Raw genomic sequence first — 19,862 nt, forward strand, 5'->3', positions numbered from 1 at the left:
CAACTAGTCCTGTTCGTCAGGCTCGTCGGCATTGCGAGCAATCGCCACGATAGTCACGCCGTCCGGGAGGTCCATCAACTTGACCCCCATTGTGTTCCGGTCACGTGTACGGCGTACAGGCTTCACCGGAGTCCGGATGACACCACCGTTGCTGGTGATCGCGAACAGCTCGTCGTCCGGGTCGATCACCACCGCACCGACCAGACCACCGCGCCGTTCGGTGATCTTCGCAGTCAGCACGCCCTTACCTCCCCGGCCCTGCACCGGGTATTCCTCGATCGGGGTACGTTTCGCGTATCCCCCGTTAGTGGCCACCAGGACGTCCAAACCGTCCCGAACGACCTCCATGGCCAGCAGGACGTCGTCGTCCGTGAAGCGCATGCCGATCACGCCCGAGGTGGCCCGACCCATCGGCCGCAGCGCCTCGTCGGAGGCGTTGAACCGGATCGCCTGTGCCTTCTTGGAGACCAGCAGCAGGTCGTTCTCCGGTGCCACAAGCGCAGCACCGACCAGCTCGTCCTCATCGCGCAGGTTGATCGCGATGATTCCGCCGGAACGGTTGGAGTCGAACTCCTCGAGCCGCGTCTTCTTCACCAGGCCGTTCTTCGTGGCCAGTACCAGATAGGGGGCTACCTGGTAGTTCGGGATTTCGATGATCTGCGCGATCTGCTCGTCGGGTAGGAAGGCGAGCAGATTGGCCACGTGCTGGCCCTTGGCTACCCTACTGGCCTCCGGCAGCTCGTACGCCTTGGCCCGGTAGACGCGGCCCTTGTTGGTGAAGAACAAAATCCAGTCGTGGGTGGAGCATACGAAGAAGTGGCTGACAATGTCGTCCTGCCGCAGCGTGGCGCCGCTGACGCCCTTGCCGCCACGCCGCTGTGAGCGGTAGAGATCGACCTTCGTCCGCTTCGCGTAACCCGTTCGGGTGATCGTGACGACCACGTCCTCCCGGGCGATGAGGTCCTCCATCGAGACCTCGCCGTCGAACGGAATGATCTGCGTACGCCGGTCGTCGCCCCACTTCGCGACGATCTCGCCCAGCTCCTCCGAGACGATCCTGCGCTGCCGCTCCGGCTTCGCGAGAATGTCCTTCAGGTCGGCGATCTCGATCTCGAGCTTGGCCAGATCGTCAACGATCCGCTGCCGCTCCAGGGCGGCGAGCCGGCGCAGCTGCATGTCGAGGATCGCGGTCGCCTGGATCTCGTCGATCTCCAGCAGCCGGATCAGGCCCTGGCGGGCGTCGTCCACGGTTGGCGAACGCCGGATCAGCGCGATGACCTCGTCCAGCGCGTCGAGGGCCTTGCCGAGACCGCGCAGGATGTGCGCCCGCTCCTCAGCCTTACGCAGCCGGTACGCGGTCCGCCGGCGGATCACGTCGATCTGGTGCTCGACGTAGTAGCGGATGAACTGGGCCAGGTTGAGCGTGCGCGGCACCCCGTCGACCAGGGCCAGCATGTTGGCGCCGAACGTCTCCTGAAGCTGGGTGTGCTTGTAGAGGTTGTTCAGCACGACCTTGGCGACCGCGTCGCGCTTGAGCACGAGCACGATCCGCATACCGGTACGCCCGGAGGACTCGTCACGGATGTCGGCGATACCGGCGAGCTTGCCCTCCTTGATCAGCTCGGCGATGCGCTCGGCCAGGTTGTCCGGGTTGACCTGGTAGGGCAGCTCGCTGACGACCAGACACGGCCGACCCCGCTTGTCTTCCTCGACCTCCACCACTGCGCGCATCCGGATCGAGCCACGACCCGTGCGGTAGGCGTCCTGGATGGCCGTCGTGCCGACGATCAGACCGTGGGTCGGGAAGTCCGGACCCTTGACGATGCCGAGCAGCGCCTCGAGGGTCGTCTCCTCATCCTCTTCCGGGTTTTCCAGACACCACTGGACCGCCGCGCCGATCTCCCGCAGGTTGTGCGGCGGAATCTTGGTGGCCATGCCGACCGCGATGCCCTCGGAGCCGTTCACAAGCAGGTTGGGGATCCGCGACGGCAGGATCGTGGGCTCCTTGGCCCGGCCGTCGTAGTTGTCCTGCAGGTCGACGGTGTCCTCGTCGATGTCCCGCAGCATCTCCATAGCGAGGGGGTCGAGCTTGCACTCGGTGTAGCGCATCGCGGCGGCCGGATCGTTACCCGGCGAGCCGAAGTTGCCGTTGCCGTCGACAAGCGGGTAGCGCAGCGACCAGGGCTGCGCCATCCGGACCAGCGCGTCGTAGATGGCCGAGTCGCCGTGCGGGTGGAACTGGCCCATCACGTCGCCGACGACGCGGGAACACTTCACGTAGCCGCGGTCCGGACGGTAGCCGGAGTCGAACATCGCGTAGAGGATCTTGCGGTGGACCGGCTTGAGCCCGTCCCGGACGTCCGGCAGCGCACGACCGACGATGACGCTCATCGCGTAGTCGAGGTAGGAGCGCTGCATCTCCACCTCGAGCCCGACCGGTTCGATCCGGTCGTGCGCGACCACCGCGGCGATGGCCTCGGCGGGGACCTCGGGCTCGTTCGGTGTGGACTCGGGAGAATCGGTCACTGTATACCCTTATCAGACTCAGAGTCGTTTTCGTGCTGTGGATAACCGCTGTGGATACCGGCCAAGCTGTGGATAACTCTGTGGACCGGCGGATCGGTCGGGTGCGCCCGGCCGATCCGCCGCAGTCCGTCAGATGTCCAGGAACCGCACGTCCTTGGCGTTGCGCTGGATGAACGACCGGCGGGCCTCGACGTCCTCACCCATCAGCACGCTGAACAACTCGTCGGCGGTCGCCGCGTCGTCGAGAGTGACCTGACGCAGGGTACGCGTTGCCGGGTTCATCGTGGTTTCCCACAGCTCGGGGTAGTTCATCTCGCCGAGGCCCTTGAAGCGCTGGATGTCGTCCGGCTTGGCGTTCGGCTTCTTCTGCTGGCGCAGCGCGATCAGCCCGTCCCGCTCACGGTCGGAGTACGCGTACTGGGCGTCGTCGCCCTTCTTGTTCCACTTGATCTTGTAGAGCGGCGGGGCGGCCAGGTAGACGTGGCCCATCTCCACAAGCGGACGCATGAAGCGGAACAGCAGCGTGAGCAGCAGCGTCTGGATGTGCTGGCCGTCGACGTCGGCGTCGGCCATCAGCACCACCTTGTGGTACCGCAGCTTCTCCATGTCGAAGTCGTCGTGGATGCCGGTGCCCAGCGCGGTGATCAGCGCCTGGACCTCGTTGTTCTTCAGCACCCTGTCGATCCGGGCCTTCTCCACGTTGAGGATCTTGCCGCGGATCGGCAGGATCGCCTGGGTGCGCGGGTCGCGGCCCTGCTTGGCCGAGCCACCCGCCGAGTCGCCCTCGACGATGAACACCTCGGACTCGCGGGGGTCCGTTGACTGGCAGTCGGCGAGCTTGCCCGGCATCGAGCCGGACTCCAGCAGAGACTTGCGCCGGGCCAGCTTGCGCGCCTGCTGCGCGGCGATCCGTGCCCGAGCCGCCTGGGAGGCCTTCGTAATGATCATCTTGGCCTCGGCCGGGTTGCGGTCGAACCAGTCGACCAGCCGGTCGTTGCAGACCCGCTGCACGAAGCTCTTCACAGGGGTGTTGCCCAGCTTGGTCTTGGTCTGACCCTCGAACTGCGGGTTGGCAAGCTTGACCGAGATGATCGCCGCAAGCCCCTCGCGGATGTCCTCGCCGGAGAGCTTCTCGTCGCCCTTGAGCAGCTTCTTGTCGGTGCCGTACCGGTTGACCACGCTGGTCAGCGCGGAGCGGAAGCCCTCCTCGTGGGTGCCGCCCTCGTGCGTGTTGATCGTGTTGGCGAAGGTGTAGACCGACTCGCCGTACGACTCGTTCCACTGCATGGCGATCTCGAGTGACATGCCCTCCTCTTCGGCCTCGAACTCGACCACGGTCTTGTGGATCGGGCTCTTCGAGGCGTTGAGGTGCCGGACGAAGTCGGCGATGCCACCCTCGTAGAAGAAGGTCACCTCGCGCTGCCGGCCGTCCTCCTCCTCGGCCACCCGCTCGTCGAGCAGGTGGATGCGCAGGGCCCGGTTGAGGAAGGCCATCTCCTGCAGGCGTCGGTAGATGGTCTGGAAGTCGAAGTCGACGGTCTCGAAGACGTCCGGGTCGGGCCAGAAGGAGACCGCCGAGCCGCTGCGGTCGGTGGTCTCGCCCTTCTCGAGCGGGCTGGGCTTGGAGTTCTGGTACTGCTGCCGCCACACGAAACCGGACTTGTGGATCTCCACAGCCATCCGGGTGGAGAGCGCGTTGACAACTGACACGCCGACGCCGTGCAGACCGCCGGAGACCGCGTACGCCTTGCCGTCGAACTTGCCGCCCGCGTGCAGCACGGTCAGGGCGACCTCGACGCCGGGCTTCTTGAGCTTCGGGTGGAGGTCGACCGGGAAGCCACGGCCGTTGTCGGTGACGCGTACGCCGCCGTCGGCGAGCAGCACGACGTCGATGGTGTCGCAGTATCCGGCCAGCGCCTCGTCCACCGCGTTGTCGACGACCTCCCACACGAGGTGGTGCAGACCGCGCTCGCCGGTGGACCCGATGTACATACCGGGCCGCTTGCGAACGGCCTCCAGCCCTTCGAGAACGGTGATCGACTCTGCGCCGTACTCCTGCTTGTCCTGCGCTGCCACCCTCGGCCACTTTCTCGCGTCGTCCACGCCGGAAAGGGGCGCGTCGGGCGCGGGTTCGGCGGACAGGACGCGACGTCGGCGCGCGGACCGATGCCGGAGATTTCCGGACAGTGGGTCGAACGCACCGGTCGCCGCGGTTGCCCGCGGATCGCGATCGGCTCGACCCGACGTGGAGAATGATCCTGGGCCACCGGCCCCGTCCCGCACTCCGCACCGGGTCTTCGTCTCACTGTCAATCCTACTGTGCGCGGGGGACAGAACCGCCACTCGGCACCCTCAACAGGGCGGCTCAGATGTCCATAGCCGGCAGAACCCCGTTACCCACGACTCCCCCCACACGCCAGGCTCCGATCGCACGCGCCGCCGCCGGACGGGTTGACCCGCGGGCGGGCGGGTCGGGGGTCGCGGTCGGATCTCGGGTGTCGTAGGTTTGCGGCGCTCCGGAAGCGGCCTTGATCTTTACCGGCCGGAACCGGGACGATCGACCCGATCGTCCCGACACGTGCTCTTTAAGAGGTGACAGATGGGGCTGGACAACGTCGCGGTGCACTGGCCGCGGACCGGCCGCTTCTACGATCCGGTCGCGCCGGCCGAGTTCGTCGACTTCGGCGAGATCGTCGACGTACCCGGGATCTCGGCGCCGACGGCGGCCCTGGCGGAGCTGATCGCGAAGACCGGCACCATCCGCGCGACCGCGTACACCGAATTGGTGGATCTCCTGCTCGGCCTTGAGGGTGTGTTGTATGCCACAGACGCTGCGGCCGAGGACGAGGACCCGGTGATCGATCCGGACGGGTGTGCCTGGATCGCGGCCGGCATCGAACGGTTCGTGGCCGGCCATCGCGCCTACGGCGAGGCGGTCACCTTCGAGTCGGTGAGCACCGTGCTGCGTTCGCTGCTCGGTGACGGTCGCCTCGCCGAGCAGCAACTGCGGTGGCTGGAGAGCCGGCTGGACGCGATGCGCGACGAGAGTGGCGATCCGCCGCAGTGGAACTTCACCTGCCCCGAGTTGGGGGTGTTGGCGGCGTTCTACAGGCGCTGCGCCGATCGCGGCTTCGCCGTCTACGCCGATGCCTGACCGGGCGCCTCCGAGGGCTGCTCGCCGCCGGGCCGGTTGGCCGCGGTGATCACCTGGGTGAGCATCGCGTGCAGGTGCTGGAGGTCCGAAACCGGCAGCCCGAGCCGCCGCACGATCTCGGCGGGGATCAGCTCGGCCTGGCTGCGCAGGGCGGCACCGCTGGCCGTCAGGGTGATGGCGAGGCTGCGCTCGTCGGCGGCGTCGCGCTCACGGCGCAGGTAGCCGGTGGCTTCCAGCCTCTTCAGCAGGGGTGACAGGGTGCCCGGGTCGAGCTGCAACAGCCGGCTCAGGTCGCGGCCGGACAGCGGGGAGTGCTGCCAGAGCGCCAGCATGACCAGGTACTGCGGATGGGTCAGTCCCATCGGCTCCAGCAGCGGCCGGTAGACGGCCACCACGCTGCGCGCCGCCACCGACAGGGCGAAACAAACCTGCTGCTCCAGGGCCAGCGGGTCGACGTCCTCCGGCCGCTCGCTCATCGGTTGCCCTCCCCACGCATGGTCATTATCGTAGCGATCATTGGTGCACCAACCATTGGTAGCCCAATTACCTGTCGGGCGCGGCGAGAGAAGGCGACAGATGGCTGAGAACGGTGCGGCCCCCAAGTCTCCGGGCGAGGGCGGCCGGTTCCTGCGCTGGACCTTCCGCAACCTCGCCGGCCCGGCCGACGGTGTGCAGGGTGCGGTCCAGGGCGGCTCGACCGAGGCCCGCGAAGCGTGGAAACGCGACCTGGCCGAGCGCAAGCGCTACACCCAGGAGCAGCGCGAACGGAAGCGGGCCGCCCGCGAGGCCGGCCGGAACCGGGGAGGGTCGGCTCAGCCGTAGGTGTCCCGTGGCCCCCGGCCGCGTACCCGCCGCGGGCCCTTCGACCAGGACGGCGCGGCCGGGCCGTGGATGTGCAGCTTGCGCACCACGTTGTGGCCCACCTCCTGGGCGATCTGCTTGAGCAGCGAGCCGGCCAGCAGGCGCAGCTGGGTCGCCCACGCTGTCGAGCGCGCCTCCACTGTCAGCTCGCCGTTCTCCAGCTTGACCGGCCGGCTGTGCTGGGCGACCTCCGCGCCGACCACCCGTTCCCACGCACCGAACACCGTGGCCTCGGCCGCCGGCTGCTGCCAGCCACGCGCCTTCACGAGCCGGTTCAGCACCGCGCTGAGCGGCTGCGGGTCACGCGGGTCGGGACCGGGACCGGAGTAGCCACGCAGCCGCCGCCCCGAGCCGCCAGCACCGTCGCCACCGCCGCCCGAGGGGGTACGTCGTGCGCGGGCCGCAGCCTGCCGCCGGGACAGCGCCGCGTCGAGGACCGCACGGGCCAGCTCCGGCCCGCTCGCGGCCTCCGCCTGGCCGCCGGCTCCGCCGTCCGCGGACACCCCCTGGGTACGCGCGTTCGTGGCGTCACCGGCGCGCCGGTCGGTCCGGCCCGTGTCGTCCCCGTTGGCGCGTGGCTCATTCGACACGGCGTACAGCCCCCTCGCCGACCTGGTAACGGGTGCCGCGCAGGGCGGCCGGTACGTCGTCGTCCACAGCACAGGTGACGAGCAGCTGACTCGCTCCGCCGACAAGCTCGGCCAGCCGCTCCCGGCGCCCGGTGTCCAACTCGGCGAAGACGTCATCGAGGATCAGCACCGGTTCGATGCCGTCGGCGCGCAGCAGATCGTAGCCGGCCAGCCGCAGCGCGAGGGCGAACGACCAGCACTCGCCGTGGCTGGCGTACCCCTTTGCGGGCAGCGGGCCGAGGGCGAGGGCCAACTCGTCGCGGTGCGGGCCGACGAGGGTCGTGCCCCGTTCGATCTCGGCGGACCGTGCGGCGGCCAGCGCTGTGGTCAGCGCCTCGGCCAACGCGGCCCGGTCCAGTGTCGGCTCGGTCAGCTCGATCGAGGGCCGGTAGGCGATGCTGGCCGCACCCCGGCCGGCGGCCACCGCGTCGTACGCCTTGGCGACGTGCGGGGTGAGTGCCGCGACCAGCTCCAGCCGGCCGGCGAGGAGTTCCGCGCCGTGCTGGGCCAGGTGGGTGTCCCAGACGGCGAGGGTGCCGAGGTCGCCGCCGCGGGACCCGCCGGTCTTGCGGGCCAGGTACGCGGTGCGCAGCAGGGCGTTGCGCTGCTTGACGACCCGCTCGTAGTCGGCACGTACGCCCGCGTAGCGGGGCTGCCTGGTGACCAGCAGGTCGTCCAGGTAGCGGCGACGCTCAGCCGGATCACCCCGGACCAGCTCCAGGTCCTCTGGGGCGAAGAGCACCAGACGCAGGGCGCCGAGCACGTCACGGGCACGTCGTGCCGGAGATCTGCCCAGCCGGGCACGGTTGGCCTTGCCGGGCACGATCTCCAGCTCGACCAGCAGTTCCCGCCCCTCGTGTGCGACAGCGCAGCGGATCACCGCCGAGGAGGCGCCCATCCGGACGAGCGGCGCGTCCGTGGCGACCCGGTGCGAGTCCAGGGTCGCCACGTAGCCGAGCGCCTCGACGAGGTTGGTCTTGCCGACGCCGTTGGCGCCGACCAGGACGTTCGCCCCCGGTTGGAGGTCGACGGCGACCCGCTCGTAAGAGCGGAAGTCGACAAGTTCCAGCCGCTGGACGTACACAGGGTGTGGATACCGCTCAGCGCTTGTGGACGGCGTGGCCGCCGAACTGCTGGCGCAGCGCGGAGACCGCCTTCATAGCCGGTGAGTCGTCCTGGCGGGACGAGAACCGGGCGAACAGGGAGGCGGTGATGACGTTCAGCGGCACGGCGAGGCGGACGGCCTCGTCGACAGTCCACCGGCCCTCGCCGGTGTCCTCGGTGTAGCCGCTCAGCTCGGCCAGCTCCGGGTCCTCGTCGAGGGCCCGGTCCAGCAGGTCGAGCAGCCAGGAGCGCACGACGGTGCCCTCCCGCCAGGACTTGATGACCCCCGGCACGTTGGTCACCAACTCGGAGGCGGCCATCAGCTCGTAGCCCTCGGCGTAGGCGTGCATGAGGCCGTACTCGATGCCGTTGTGCACCATCTTCGAGTAGTGCCCCGCGCCGACCGGGCCGGCGTGCACGAAGCCGAACTCACCCTCGGGCTTGAGCGCGTCGAAGATCGGCATGAGCCGGTCGACGTGCTCCTGGGAGCCGCCGACCATCAGGCCGTAGCCGTTCTGGCGGCCCCAGACGCCGCCGGAGACACCGACGTCGATGTAGCCGATGCCCTGCTCGTTGAGCCGCTCCGCACGCGGAGCGTCGTCGCTGAAGCGCGAGTTGCCGCCGTCGATGATGATGTCGCCCTCGCCGAGCACTGCGGCGAGCTCGTCGATGGTGGCGTCGGTGACGCCGGCGGGCACCATGACCCAGACAGCGCGCGGCGATTCGAGCTTCGCCGCCAGCTCGGCGAGGTCGGCGGCGTCGCTCAGCTGCGGGTTGTGGTCGAAGCCGACCACCTCGTGCCCAGCTGCCCGCAACCGCTCGCGCATGTTGCCGCCCATCCGGCCGAGTCCTACCAGGCCGAGCTGCATCTGTTCCTACCTCCGTGGATCTGGGTGTTGCTGGGCGCGATCAGCGGGACACGCGGATCGGCATGATGAGGTACCGGTACCCCGGAATGACCTCGCCATCCTCGCCAGCGGGCGAGATCACCGCGGGTTTGAAGGCGTCGACGAACGAGAGCATGGCGGTCTGGGAACCCAGGTTTGCCAGGCCGTCGATGAGGTACTGGGGGTTGAACCCGATGGTGAGTGCCTCACCGGTGAAGGTGGCCTCCATGGCCTCGCTGGCCCGGGCCTCCTCGGAGCCACCCGCCTCGACCACCAGACCGTCGGCGCTGAAGCTCAGCAGCACCGGGGTGGTGCGCTCGGCGACGAGCGCGACCCGCTTGACCACCTCGATCAGGGTGCTGACCGGCACCCGGGCCTCGGCGTTGTGGGTGGCGGGGAAGAGGGATCGCACCGGCGGGTAGTTGGCGCCGTCGAGCAGGCGGCTTGTGGTGCGTCGGGTGCCTCCGGCGAGACCGACCATGCCCTCGCCGGCTGCGCCCTGGGCGAGGGCGAGGGTGACCTCGCCACCGATCGGGCCGAGCGCCTTGGCGGTGTCGTTGAGGGTGCGGGCCGGCACCAGTGCGTTGATGCTGACGTCGGGGTCGTCGGGACGCCACTGGATCTCACGCAGCGCCAGCCGGTACCTGTCGGTGGCGAGCATGGAAAGGGTGCTGCCGGAGAGTTCGACGCGGACGCCGGTCATCATCGGCAGCGTCTCGTCACGGCCGGCGGCGACCGCCACCTGGGCGACGGCGGTGGCGAACGCGGCCGCGTCCACCGTCCCGGCGCTCTGCGGCATCTCGGGAAGCGCGGGGTAGTCCTCCACAGGCATGGTCGGCAGGGTGAACCGGGCGCTGCCGCAGACCAGCTCAAGGTGGGCACCGACCGCAGCGATGTCCACAGGCTTGGCCGGCAACGCCTTGGTGATCTCGGCGAGCAACCGGCCGGAGACCAGCGCGGCACCGTCGGCGTCACCCTGCACCTCGACGGTGACCTGGCTGGAGACCTCGTAGTCGAACCCGGAAACCCGCAGGTTGCCGTCGGTGACGCGCAGCATCACCCCGGCGAGCACCGGTACGGATGGCCGGTTGGGCAGGCTCTTCGCGGTCCACGCCACGGCCTCGGCGAGCGCGTCGCGCTCCACTCGGAACTTCATCAATGCCTCCGCGTCGACGTCAGCGACAACTCTCTCATGCCGACCGCTGCCTACCGTCCCGCCCGACCGTGCGGGTACCCATCGCACCTTAGGGCGCGGGGGCATCGGCTGTGCGCCCGACCCCATGGATCGTGTCGATGCTGACCGGCCTGTCCGGCAGCGTTCGGCCCGATCCACAGAAAGCCCAACGGTGATGATTGGTTTTTGTTCTCTTAGAAGAGATAACTCATCGTCTTCATCGCACCTGTGCAAACTGTGGAGAACTCAAGTTCGCGCAGCTCAGACCGGTTATCCACCGGTGATTTAGCTGTGGAGAACCCGGGGTACAACCGCCTCGTCTGTCCACAGCCCGGCGATGCCCACCGGTTGTCCACCGTTGTCCACCGGTTGTCCACCGGTAATCCACCGACTTTCTCCCCATGCCTGTGGACAGCCGGGAAGATCACCATTGTGGTTGTCCCCAGAACCTTCAACAGCCCGTACACAGGTCGACAGTCGCCGGTGGATAACCTCGTGGTTGTCCCCAGCCGTCCACAGCGTCGTACACAGGGTTTCTCCACAGCCTGTGGGTAACCGGCGGAGCGCGGACCGTAGTTATCCACCGACGGTGGATAACGAGCTGTGGACAACGAGTGAGCAACGAAGCGGACACGGCGTCGATCCTGTGGTCTGCACCATGTCGAGGGTCAACCCGAGGCCCCTCACGGGAGACGAAAAGCGCGCGAGGCGGGCGCCGCGGAGACGGGTCGGTGCCCCGGTGGGGACGAAAAAGAACGCCCGACCGGATCTCCGGCCGGGCGTGTCCCGGGTACGCGTGCCGCCGTACCCCTCAGGTGTTCTGCTTGATCCGGTTGGTCAGCTCGGCGATCTGGTTGTAGAGCGAGCGGCGCTCGGCCATCTGCTGCCGGATCTTGCGGTCCGCGTGCATGACCGTGGTGTGGTCCCGACCGCCGAACGCCTGCCCGATCCGGGGCAACGACAACTCGGTCAGCTCCCGACACAGATACATGGCCACCTGGCGGGCGTTGACGAGCACCCGGGATCGGGACTGGCCGCGCAGGTCCTCCAGGCTCACCCCGAAGTAGTCGGCAGTGGAGACCATGATCTGGTCGGCCGTGATCTCCGGGCCGGCGCCGTCCGGGATGAAGTCCCGCAGGACCTCCTCGGCCAGCGACAGCTCGACCGTCGACCGGGTCAGGCTGGCGAACGCGGTCACCCGGATCAGCGCGCCCTCCAGCTCCCGGATCGAGTTCGACACCCGGGAGGCGATGAACTCCAGCACGTCCGGCGGGGCGTAGAGCCGCTCCTGCGCCGCCTTCTTCTGAAGGATCGCGATCCGCGTCTCCAGGTCCGGAGGCTGGATGTCGGCGAGCAGGCCCCACTCGAAGCGGGTCCGCAGCCGGTCCTCGAGCGTCGCCAGCTGCTTCGGCGACCGGTCGGACGTGATCACGATCTGCTTGTTGGCGTTGTGCAGGGTGTTGAAGGTGTGGAAGAACTCCTCCTGCGTACGCTCGCGGTTCTCCAGGAACTGGATGTCGTCGATCAGCAGGATGTCGACGTCGCGGTAGCGGCGCTGGAACGCACTCGTCTTGTCGTCCCGGAGCGAGTTGATGAAGTCGTTCGTGAACTCCTCGGTCGACACGTACCGCACCGACCGCGCGTTGCCGAGCGTCGTGGCGTAGTGGCCGATGGCGTGTAGCAGGTGGGTCTTGCCCAACCCGGAGCTGCCGTAGATGAAGAGCGGGTTGTACGCCTTCGCCGGCGACTCCGCCACCGCGACGCTCGCCGCGTGGGCGAAGCGATTCGACGAGCCGATGACGAACGTCTCGAACATGTACTTCGGGTTCAGCCGGTTGCCGCCGGTGTCGGTCCCGGGCAGTCGACGGTCGTCGCGGCCGCCGGTGCGGTGATCCACCCCGCCGCGGCCGGGCCCGCTGTCGGTTCCGCCGTCGCGGGGCAGCGGCCGGATCACGTGCTGGTCCCGGGGCGACCCGGCGTCCTCGCGGTAGCGGGGTTCGTAGGGCCGGGTGTCCGGGCCTGGCTGATCCGGCCGGGCGGGCTGGTCGTCGTAGCCGCGCCGGTCCGACCCCGCCCGGGGCGGAGACCGCAACGGCTCCACGAACGCGGCGCTGAACAGCGCCTCCTGCCCGTCCCTGCTGGCCGGGATAAGCCCGGACCGGTGGCCGTCGACAGCCGTCGCGGGCGGCGGACCGGCCGGTGCCGGCGGTACGGCGGGGTCGTGCCCCGGCTGATGCTGTTCGGGAATGGCGTCGGCCGGGGGCCGTCCGGAGTGCCCGTCGTCGAACGGACCGGGCAGCGGAATCTCGCCATCGGTCGATCCCGGCTCGGGCGCGCTGCGGTAGACGGTGCCGGCCGGGCGTCCGGTGGCGTCCTCGGCCACCCGCACCGTCACCGCCACCTGGATGGGCCTGCCGAGCCGGCGGGTCAACGCCTCGGTGATCGCCGGGCGCAGCCGTGACTCGATCACGTCCCGGGTGAAGGCGTCCGGAACGGAGAGCAGCGCGGTGTCCTCGACGATCGCCCGTAGCCGGGTCAGCCGGAGGTATGCGCGCTGCTGGGCGGAGATGATCTCGTCGGCGAGCTCGTCGGTCGCCGCTAACCACACCGCGGCAAGGTCGGTCGTACCGGCCACCGTCGTGCCACCCCCTCGCCTCTGCTCCCGGCCGCCGCTGTCTGCCAGCCGGCCGTCCCGGGCCCGCCCCGTGCGCGGGTGGAACATCACCCACCCGGACGACTGACCAGTGGGTCGTCCACAGGTTATCCACAGCCTGTGTACCGACCGATTGTGGGCCGCCCGGCGGACGCGGGTGGGACCTGCCCCCTGCCTGGCCGGGCGCTGAAGCGGGTTCACCGTGCCGAACGATTCACCGGCGTGTCCGGTCTTGCCTGCGCGCGACGACCGGAGCTTCCGACGCTCACCGCAATCGGGCACGGTAACAGCGTTGTCCCTGCCCCATCAACCGGCGACGCGGCAGCGACCTTGTCGGCATCAGCGAAAACCGCCCCTTCGGTCCCGGGCGCGTCCTCGACGGCGCCGCTGGGGATGTTTGACGGTCATTGCACCCCTGCGTAGGCTGGAGCGGCTGCTCTCTCGTCCTCTGCTAGGGTGATGGGTGTTTGCTGCCCACGGTCGCATCCCCGCGTCGCCGAGGTCCCGTTCCGCAGGGCAGCACCGATCGGTGGTCACCGTCGAGGTGGCCTGGACCACCCCACGACCCCGGCGATTCCGTCGCGCGGGGCGCGTACGAAAACGGAGAGCCTGACGTGAGCAAGCGCACCTACCAGCCGAACAACCGCCGGCGCGCGAAGACCCACGGCTTCCGGCTGCGCATGCGCACCCGTGCCGGCCGTGCCATCCTGTCGAGCCGTCGCGCCAAGGGTCGCACCACCCTGTCGGCCTGAGCCGACCGGGCCGGTCCGGGGGACGTGGGCAGTCGTGCTGGCCGCTGCGCAGCGACTGCGGCGCAGCACTGACTTCGCCGCAGCGGTTCGCGGTGGCCGACGCGCCGGACGAGGTGCTGTCGTGGTCCACCTGACAGTGCCGGCAACCACCGACCCCACCACATCGACCTCGCCGAAGCCGGTGCGGGAAACCGGTGCGGAGCAACCCTCCGCGCCGGCCCGCGCCGGCTTCGTCGTGTCCAAGGCGGTGGGCAACGCTGTCGTCCGCAACAAGGTCCGGCGTCGACTGCGTGCGCTGGTCCGGGAACGACTGGCCGCCTTGCCCGCCGGCAGTACCCTGGTCGTCCGGGCGTTGCCCGCAGCAGCCGAGGCCTCATATCCCCGGCTCGCCGCCGACCTGGACGCCGCCGTCGCGGTTGCCCGGTCGCCCCGAGAGAGGCGGTCCCGTTGAGCAGCGACAAGACCGCCGCCGCGTCCCCGATGTCAACCGGTGCCAAGGTGCTGACAGCGCCTATCATCGCGTACCGTCGGTGGATAAGTCCGGCTCTGCCGGCCCGCTGCCGGTTCTACCCGTCGTGCAGTGCGTACGCCCAGGAGGCGGTGGCCACACACGGCGCGCTCCGGGGAGCCGCGCTGGCGGTCCGGCGGCTGTTGCGCTGCCACCCCTTCCACCCTGGTGGACATGACCCGGTGCCGGAGCCGGGCGGTCGCCGCCGTGTCGATGTGACTGGAGCACCGAATTGAGTCTCGACTGGATCTACTACGCGATTTCGTGGATCCTGCTGACCTGGCACTCGGCCTGGGACGCCGTCGGGGTGCCCGTCGGCGCGGTGATCGGCACCAACTTCGCCTGGATCCTGGCGATCGTCTTCCTGGTGGTCACCGTCCGGGTGATCCTGTTCCCGGTCTTCGTCAAGCAGATCAAGTCGCAGCGCGCGATGCAGGCTCTTCAGCCCAAGGTCAAGGAGCTGCAGGAGAAGCACAAGGGTGACCGGGAGACGCTCCAGAAAGAGATGATGGAGCTCTATCGGAAGGAAAAGGCCAACCCGCTGATGGGCTGCCTTCCGATGTTCCTCCAGATCCCCGTCTTCCTCGGGCTCTTCCACGTGCTGCGCCGTCTGGACCCGGCAAAGCAGAGCAAGGAGCTGTACGGCTGGACTGCCAGCCAGTTCGACAGCGCGTCGAACGCGAAGATCTTCACCGCACCGATCGCCGGCAAGTTCGGGTCCACCGCCGACGAGCTGGCCCGGCTCGGCGCCAACGGCACCACGGTCAAGGTCATCGCCGGTCTGCTGGTCCTGATCATGATCGCGACCACCTACCTGACCAGCCGTCAGATGATCCTCAAGACCGGCTGGGCCGAAGACCCGCAGCAGCGGATGATTCAGCGACTGATGCTCTACGGCATCCCGGCGTCGCTGCTGATCTCCGGCGCGATCTTCCCCATCGGTGTGATCATCTACTGGGTCACGAACAACCTCTTCACCCTCGGCCAGCAGCAGTGGGTGCTGCGCAAGTTTCCCCCGCCGGTGACCGCCAAGAAGACCACCGCTCCCGCCGCCGGCCGCAACCCGGTGCAGCCCACCAAGTCCGGTGGCCTGTTCGGCCGTGGCAAGTCGACCCCGCCCGCGCCGGTCAAGGCCGCCGCGCCCAAGGTGGCCGGTCCGAAGCCGGGCGCCAAGCCGGTCAACCCGAAGAAGAACCGCCCCGCCAAACGGCAGGGCTGACCCGTACGGGCCGTCGTCGGACCACCGGCGACGGCCCGATCCGCACCGTGCAGCCGCCGGATGGCCGGCGCCGGGCGGAACCGGCCGCGCACGACGCGGTCACGGGCGACACTGCCCGTACAGACGTGCCCGCGGGCACCGGCGACCTCCCGCCGGCCCCGGGAAACCAGCGGACCCGACGGTCCAGCCGAGCGAGTACGGAGATGAGACCGTGACCGAGACCAGCATCCCCCGCGTCGAGCAGCACCTGGACGAGGAGGACACCGCGCCTCTCGCAGCAGACGGGGACACCGAGGCCGACGAGTCGGAGGCGGACGACGACACCCCCACCGCGGGTGGCCGCGAGAAGAAGGCCGCGGGCGAAGGCGAACTGTTCCGGCAGAGCGAGATCGCGGCGGACTACGTCGAGGGACTGCTTGACATCCTCGACTACGACGGCGACATCGACGAACTGGTCGCCGGCGGCCGTCCGGTCGTCGAGGTGGTCGGTGCCCGACTGCAGAACCTGGTGGGTCAGCGCGGTGCCACCCTGGAGGCGCTTCAGGAGTTGACCCGGCTGGCCATTTTCCGGCAGACCGGGACCCCGAGCCGCCTGCTGCTCGACGTCGGCGGCTACCGGGCGACCCGACGCAAGGAACTCGCCGCCGTCGCCAAGAACGCGGTCGAGAAGGTCAAGGAGTACGGCGAGCCGGTCCGCCTGGAGGCGATGTCCGCCTTCGAGCGCAAGTGCGTCCACGACGTCGTCAACGCCATGTCCGGAGTGGCGAGCGAGTCCGAGGGCGTCGAGCCGAACCGCCGCATCGTCGTACGGCCGGTGGACTGACCGGGTGACCCACGACGACCCTGCGGCTGACGCCGTGACCGGCCCGGGCGGTACGCCGCCCGGGCCGTCCGCTGTCCGGCCCGACACCGATCCGAAGAGGTACGACGAAGACGGCGGCACCCCCGCACCGGACGCGCATGTCGACGGCCCGTCGCCTGCCGACGCCGCACTGCCGCCCGAGTTGGCTCCGGCCGCGCTCACCCTCTTCGGTGATCGGCTCGACCTGGCCGCCGCGTACGCCGAACTGCTGGTGACCGACGGCGTGGTCCGCGGTCTGATCGGCCCCCGGGAGGCGCCCCGGATCTGGGAGCGCCACCTGCTCAACTGCGCGGCGGTGGCGGAGTTGATCCCGGCCAACGCGACGGTGCTCGACGTCGGCTCCGGCGCCGGCCTGCCCGGGATGGTCCTGGCCATCGCACGCCCCGACCTGACCGTCACCCTGATCGAACCGCTCGCCCGGCGGACGTCGTTCCTGATCGAGGCCGTCGAACAACTCGGCCTGACCAGGTCGGTGCGGGTGTTCAGGGGCCGGGCCGACGAGGCCGCCAGCGGATCGGCCGATCGGTACCCGATAAGCGGAGACGTGGTGACCGCCCGTGCGGTCGCACCTCTGGACCGGTTGGCGACCTGGTGCCTTCCCCTGGCGGTACGCGGTGGACGGCTGCTCGCGCTCAAGGGATCGTCCGCCGCGGCGGAGGTGGAGGAGCACGCCGACGTCGTGACGCGGCTCGGTGGCGGCGAGGCGACAGTGCGCCTGTGCGGCGTCGAGGTGATCGACCCGCCGACCACCGTCGTCGAGATCGTCCGTGAACGCGTTGTCGGCGCACCCCGCCCGGCCGCCAGTAAGCGCGCCCGTGCCGGACGCGCACGCCGCCGCTGATCGTTGCGCCATCGGGCGTCCGGTCAGTGGGTTGCCTCGTTGTACCCGTACGGATGGAACGAGGGAATGAGAACCCGACGTGGACCGGCCGCGCCCGTCCGCCGTAGGCTGACCGCGCGTCGATAGTGTGGAGCGGCCGACGGACGTCGCGGACTCCGACCGCTCCCAAGGGGCCGTACGCCCCGGGGTGCGAGCGCGGGTGCGGGCCAAGTTGACCGAGGCGCGGACCGACCATCCGAAGCGGGCAGGGATGACAGGTGCATGACGACGGCAGGTACGACGATCCACGCGTGACCGGGTCAACCAGCGACCCTGTTTCACGTGAAACCGACTACCCGAGCTGGTCGCCCGGTGCGCCCGGGTCATCCGCTCCCGTGGAGGGCGGCGACCCGCCGGTATCGCGGGACGAGCCGGCGGGCCAGCCGGCCCCGGTCGAGCCTCCGACGGCTGGTCGTCGGACACCGGAAGGGCCGACCCGACCGGTGAACGCCCCCGAGGTGCGGCCGACGTCCGGACGGCGGAACACTGCTGCGGCGGTGCGCTTCGAGCCCGCGGTCCCGCATCAACCCACCGCTGCGGCACCTCGGGACGCCACTGTGGTCCCCGAGGTGCCGGCTGAGTCGCTGACTGCGGCCACGTCCGATCCCACGTACGTTTCACGTGAAACCCCGACGCGCGAAGAGGATGACCCACCCTTGGCTATGGAGGCGATGCGCGCCGTGCAGATCCTGAATCCCAGTGGCGAGGTGACAATGCCTCGGCCGGACCGGACCCGGGTCATGTGCGTCGCCAACCAGAAGGGCGGCGTGGGCAAGACCACGACCACTGTCAACCTGGCGGTGGCGCTCGCCCTGCACGGCAACCGGGTGCTCGTGGTCGATCTCGACCCGCAGGGCAACGCCTCTACCGGCCTCAACGTCCCGCACCACACCGGCGTCCCCGACGTCTACGACTGCCTCATCAACAGCGTGCCGCTGTCCGAGGTGGCGCAGGCGGTCGAGGGGATCCCGAACCTCTGGTGCGTACCGGCCACCATCGACCTCGCCGGTGCGGAGATCGAGCTGGTGTCGGTGGTGGCGCGGGAGTCGCGCCTCGACCGGGCCATTACCGCCTACCCCGGCCAGTTCGACTACGTCTTCATCGACTGCCCGCCATCGCTCGGGCTGCTCACTGTCAACGCCCTGGTCGCCGCGCAGGAGGTGCTGATCCCGATCCAGTGCGAGTACTACGCCCTGGAAGGGCTCAACCAGCTGATCAACAACATCAACCTGGTACGCCAACACCTCAACCCGAAGCTCGACGTCTCCACGATCCTGCTGACCATGTACGACCGGCGTACCCGGCTGGCGGACGCGGTGGAGCAGGATGTGCGCAACCACTTCGGCGACAAGGTTCTCCAGGCCGTCATTCCCCGCAACGTCCGGGTCTCCGAGGCGCCCAGCTACGGCCAGTCGGTGATGACCTACGATCCCGGTTCGCGGGGCGCGACGAGTTACTTCGAGGCAGCCCAGGAGATCGCCGAGCGGGGCGTCAAGGAGCCGGTGGGCCGGAATGCGTAGTGCGGACAAGTTGCTGGGAGGCTTGGCATGAAGAACCGTCCTCGGGGCGGTCTGGGACGGGGCCTGGGGGCGCTCATCCCGACCGGGCCGGTGCCAGGTGCCGCCGGCACCGTGACGGCCGAGCCGGAGAACGGGCATGTGGACGTCAACGTTGACGACGGCCCGGCGAACTCCGCCGTGCCGGTTGCGCCCGTCAGCGCGCCGCCCCACCAAGCGGAGCCCGCCCTCAGTCCGGTGCCGGGCGCCCGGTTCGCCGAGATCCCGGTCGACGCGATCCTGCCGAACCCGAAGCAGCCCCGCCAGGTCTTCGACGAGGAGGCGCTGGAGGAGCTGAAGACCTCGATCCAGGAGGTCGGTTTCCTCCAGCCCATCGTCGTCCGGCAGCTCGACGGCGAGAAGTACGAGCTCGTGATGGGCGAGCGGCGCTGGCGTGCCGCCCAGGCCGTCGGGCGGGACAACATCCCGGCGATCGTCCGGGACACCCGCGACGACGCCATGCTCCGCGACGCGCTGTTGGAGAACATCCACCGGGCCAACCTGAACCCGCTGGAAGAGGCCGCCGCCTACCAACAGTTGCTTGAGGAGTTCGGGGCCACCCACGAGGAGTTGGCTCGCCGGATCGGCCGCAGCCGTCCACAGATCTCCAACACCATCCGACTGCTGAACCTGCCGGCGCCGGTGCAGCGTCGGGTAGCGGCGGGCGTCCTCTCTGCCGGCCACGCCCGCGCACTCCTGAGCCTCGACGACCCGGAGGCACAGGAGCAGTTGGCACTGCGAATTGTGGCCGAAGGGCTGTCGGTGCGAGCCACCGAAGAGGTTGTCGCGCTGGCGCTGAACGACGGGCCCGCAAAGACCCAGGCAGCGAAGCGCCGAGCGAAGCCGCACGCACCTGCCCTGTCGGATCTGGCCGACCGGCTGTCGGACCGCTTCGACACCCGGGTAAAGGTCGACATAGGTCGGAGCAAGGGCAAGATCACGATCGAGTTCGCCACCGTGGACGACCTCGAACGGATCGTCGGGATCATCGGAGTGCAGCAGGAAGGCTCCGACGACTGATCGCCCTTCGCCTACGGCCGCGCTCCCTCGGGTAGCGCGGCCGTTCTGCGTCTGGCCCCGTTTCACGTGAAACAGAC

17 protein-coding genes and 1 pseudogene are annotated in these 19,862 nt (G+C 69.3%); 10 read left to right on the top strand and 8 right to left on the bottom strand.

Annotated elements, in window-relative coordinates:
* Nucleotides 1–3 precede the first annotated feature (3 nt).
* Nucleotides 4–2,526 carry a DNA gyrase subunit A gene (gene gyrA, locus ACPXB1_RS07490; protein WP_053651710.1) on the bottom strand — a complete coding sequence of 841 codons (2,523 nt, stop codon included), beginning with the start codon at nucleotides 2,524–2,526 and terminating at the stop codon, nucleotides 4–6.
* 129 nt (nucleotides 2,527–2,655) lie between these two features.
* Nucleotides 2,656–4,602 (bottom strand): DNA topoisomerase (ATP-hydrolyzing) subunit B, encoded by a 1,947-nt coding sequence (gyrB, locus tag ACPXB1_RS07495; RefSeq protein ID WP_355587487.1) that lies wholly within the window; start codon nucleotides 4,600–4,602, stop codon nucleotides 2,656–2,658.
* Nucleotides 4,603–5,125: 523 nt separating this feature from the next.
* On the opposite strand from gyrB, the gene ACPXB1_RS07500 reads away from it, so the two are divergent.
* Entirely contained in the window at nucleotides 5,126–5,680 is a 555-nt protein-coding gene (locus ACPXB1_RS07500; protein ID WP_053651707.1) for a hypothetical protein, read from the top strand.
* Here the strand turns inward: ACPXB1_RS07500 and ACPXB1_RS07505 are convergent.
* The gene (locus tag ACPXB1_RS07505) at nucleotides 5,665–6,156 is read right to left on the bottom strand and encodes a MarR family winged helix-turn-helix transcriptional regulator (protein ID WP_355587483.1); all 492 of its coding nucleotides are present in this window, start codon (nucleotides 6,154–6,156) and stop codon (nucleotides 5,665–5,667) included. The two genes, ACPXB1_RS07500 and ACPXB1_RS07505, sit on opposite strands and share 16 nt — an antisense overlap.
* 100 nt (nucleotides 6,157–6,256) lie before the next feature.
* Here ACPXB1_RS07505 and ACPXB1_RS07510 point away from each other — a divergent pair, with 100 nt between their 5' ends.
* Entirely contained in the window at nucleotides 6,257–6,502 is a 246-nt protein-coding gene (locus tag ACPXB1_RS07510; RefSeq protein ID WP_355587481.1) for a hypothetical protein, read from the top strand.
* Here the strand turns inward: ACPXB1_RS07510 and ACPXB1_RS07515 are convergent.
* From ACPXB1_RS07515 to dnaA, 5 genes are all read right to left on the bottom strand, one after another.
* Nucleotides 6,493–7,044: a DUF721 domain-containing protein gene (locus ACPXB1_RS07515; protein ID WP_355588446.1), complete on the bottom strand. Its 552-nt coding sequence runs from the start codon at nucleotides 7,042–7,044 to the stop codon at nucleotides 6,493–6,495. The two genes, ACPXB1_RS07510 and ACPXB1_RS07515, sit on opposite strands and share 10 nt — an antisense overlap.
* 76 nt (nucleotides 7,045–7,120) lie before the next feature.
* On the bottom strand, nucleotides 7,121–8,254 hold the full coding sequence (gene recF / locus ACPXB1_RS07520; RefSeq protein ID WP_355587478.1) for a DNA replication/repair protein RecF: 1,134 nt from the start codon (nucleotides 8,252–8,254) through the stop codon (nucleotides 7,121–7,123).
* 16 nt (nucleotides 8,255–8,270) lie between these two features.
* Nucleotides 8,271–9,143: a phosphogluconate dehydrogenase (NAD(+)-dependent, decarboxylating) gene (gene gnd, locus ACPXB1_RS07525; RefSeq protein ID WP_355587476.1), complete on the bottom strand. Its 873-nt coding sequence runs from the start codon at nucleotides 9,141–9,143 to the stop codon at nucleotides 8,271–8,273.
* 40 nt (nucleotides 9,144–9,183) lie between these two features.
* Nucleotides 9,184–10,317 (bottom strand): DNA polymerase III subunit beta, encoded by a 1,134-nt coding sequence (gene dnaN / locus ACPXB1_RS07530; RefSeq protein ID WP_053651697.1) that lies wholly within the window; start codon nucleotides 10,315–10,317, stop codon nucleotides 9,184–9,186.
* Nucleotides 10,318–11,146: 829 nt separating this feature from the next.
* Entirely contained in the window at nucleotides 11,147–12,970 is a 1,824-nt protein-coding gene (dnaA, locus tag ACPXB1_RS07535) for a chromosomal replication initiator protein DnaA (protein WP_355587472.1), read from the bottom strand.
* Between the two features lie 632 nt (nucleotides 12,971–13,602).
* Between dnaA and rpmH the strand changes: the two genes are divergently transcribed.
* The 8 genes and pseudogenes from rpmH to ACPXB1_RS07575 form a co-directional block, all read left to right on the top strand.
* The gene (rpmH, locus tag ACPXB1_RS07540) at nucleotides 13,603–13,740 is read left to right on the top strand and encodes a 50S ribosomal protein L34 (RefSeq protein ID WP_007453904.1); all 138 of its coding nucleotides are present in this window, start codon (nucleotides 13,603–13,605) and stop codon (nucleotides 13,738–13,740) included.
* A 34-nt stretch (nucleotides 13,741–13,774) separates the two neighbouring features.
* Nucleotides 13,775–14,191 carry a ribonuclease P protein component gene (gene rnpA, locus ACPXB1_RS07545; RefSeq protein ID WP_355587471.1) on the top strand — a complete coding sequence of 139 codons (417 nt, stop codon included), beginning with the start codon at nucleotides 13,775–13,777 and terminating at the stop codon, nucleotides 14,189–14,191.
* A gap of 29 nt (nucleotides 14,192–14,220) precedes the next feature.
* Complete coding sequence (gene yidD / locus ACPXB1_RS07550; protein WP_355588444.1) at nucleotides 14,221–14,484, top strand: membrane protein insertion efficiency factor YidD; 264 nt, start codon at nucleotides 14,221–14,223, stop codon at nucleotides 14,482–14,484.
* A complete protein-coding gene (yidC, locus tag ACPXB1_RS07555; RefSeq protein WP_355587469.1) occupies nucleotides 14,481–15,467 on the top strand; it encodes a membrane protein insertase YidC in 987 nt (328 codons plus the stop codon). The genes yidD and yidC overlap by 4 nt, the downstream gene beginning before the upstream one ends.
* Before the next feature lie 211 nt (nucleotides 15,468–15,678).
* Nucleotides 15,679–16,290: a protein jag gene (locus ACPXB1_RS07560; RefSeq protein ID WP_355587467.1), complete on the top strand. Its 612-nt coding sequence runs from the start codon at nucleotides 15,679–15,681 to the stop codon at nucleotides 16,288–16,290.
* Nucleotides 16,291–16,459: 169 nt separating this feature from the next.
* Nucleotides 16,460–17,170 carry a 16S rRNA (guanine(527)-N(7))-methyltransferase RsmG gene (rsmG, locus tag ACPXB1_RS07565; RefSeq protein ID WP_355588442.1) on the top strand — a complete coding sequence of 237 codons (711 nt, stop codon included), beginning with the start codon at nucleotides 16,460–16,462 and terminating at the stop codon, nucleotides 17,168–17,170.
* A 257-nt stretch (nucleotides 17,171–17,427) separates the two neighbouring features.
* A complete protein-coding gene (locus ACPXB1_RS07570) occupies nucleotides 17,428–18,729 on the top strand; it encodes a ParA family protein (protein WP_355587464.1) in 1,302 nt (433 codons plus the stop codon).
* A gap of 222 nt (nucleotides 18,730–18,951) precedes the next feature.
* A pseudogene (locus ACPXB1_RS07575) lies at nucleotides 18,952–19,785 on the top strand (ParB/RepB/Spo0J family partition protein); the annotation flags it as partial.
* Between the last annotated feature and the right edge of the window lie 77 nt (nucleotides 19,786–19,862).

The sequence above is a fragment of the Micromonospora sp. DT68 genome (assembly GCF_049847245.1).
GTDB classification, from domain to species: Bacteria; Actinomycetota; Actinomycetes; order Mycobacteriales; family Micromonosporaceae; genus Micromonospora; species Micromonospora profundi.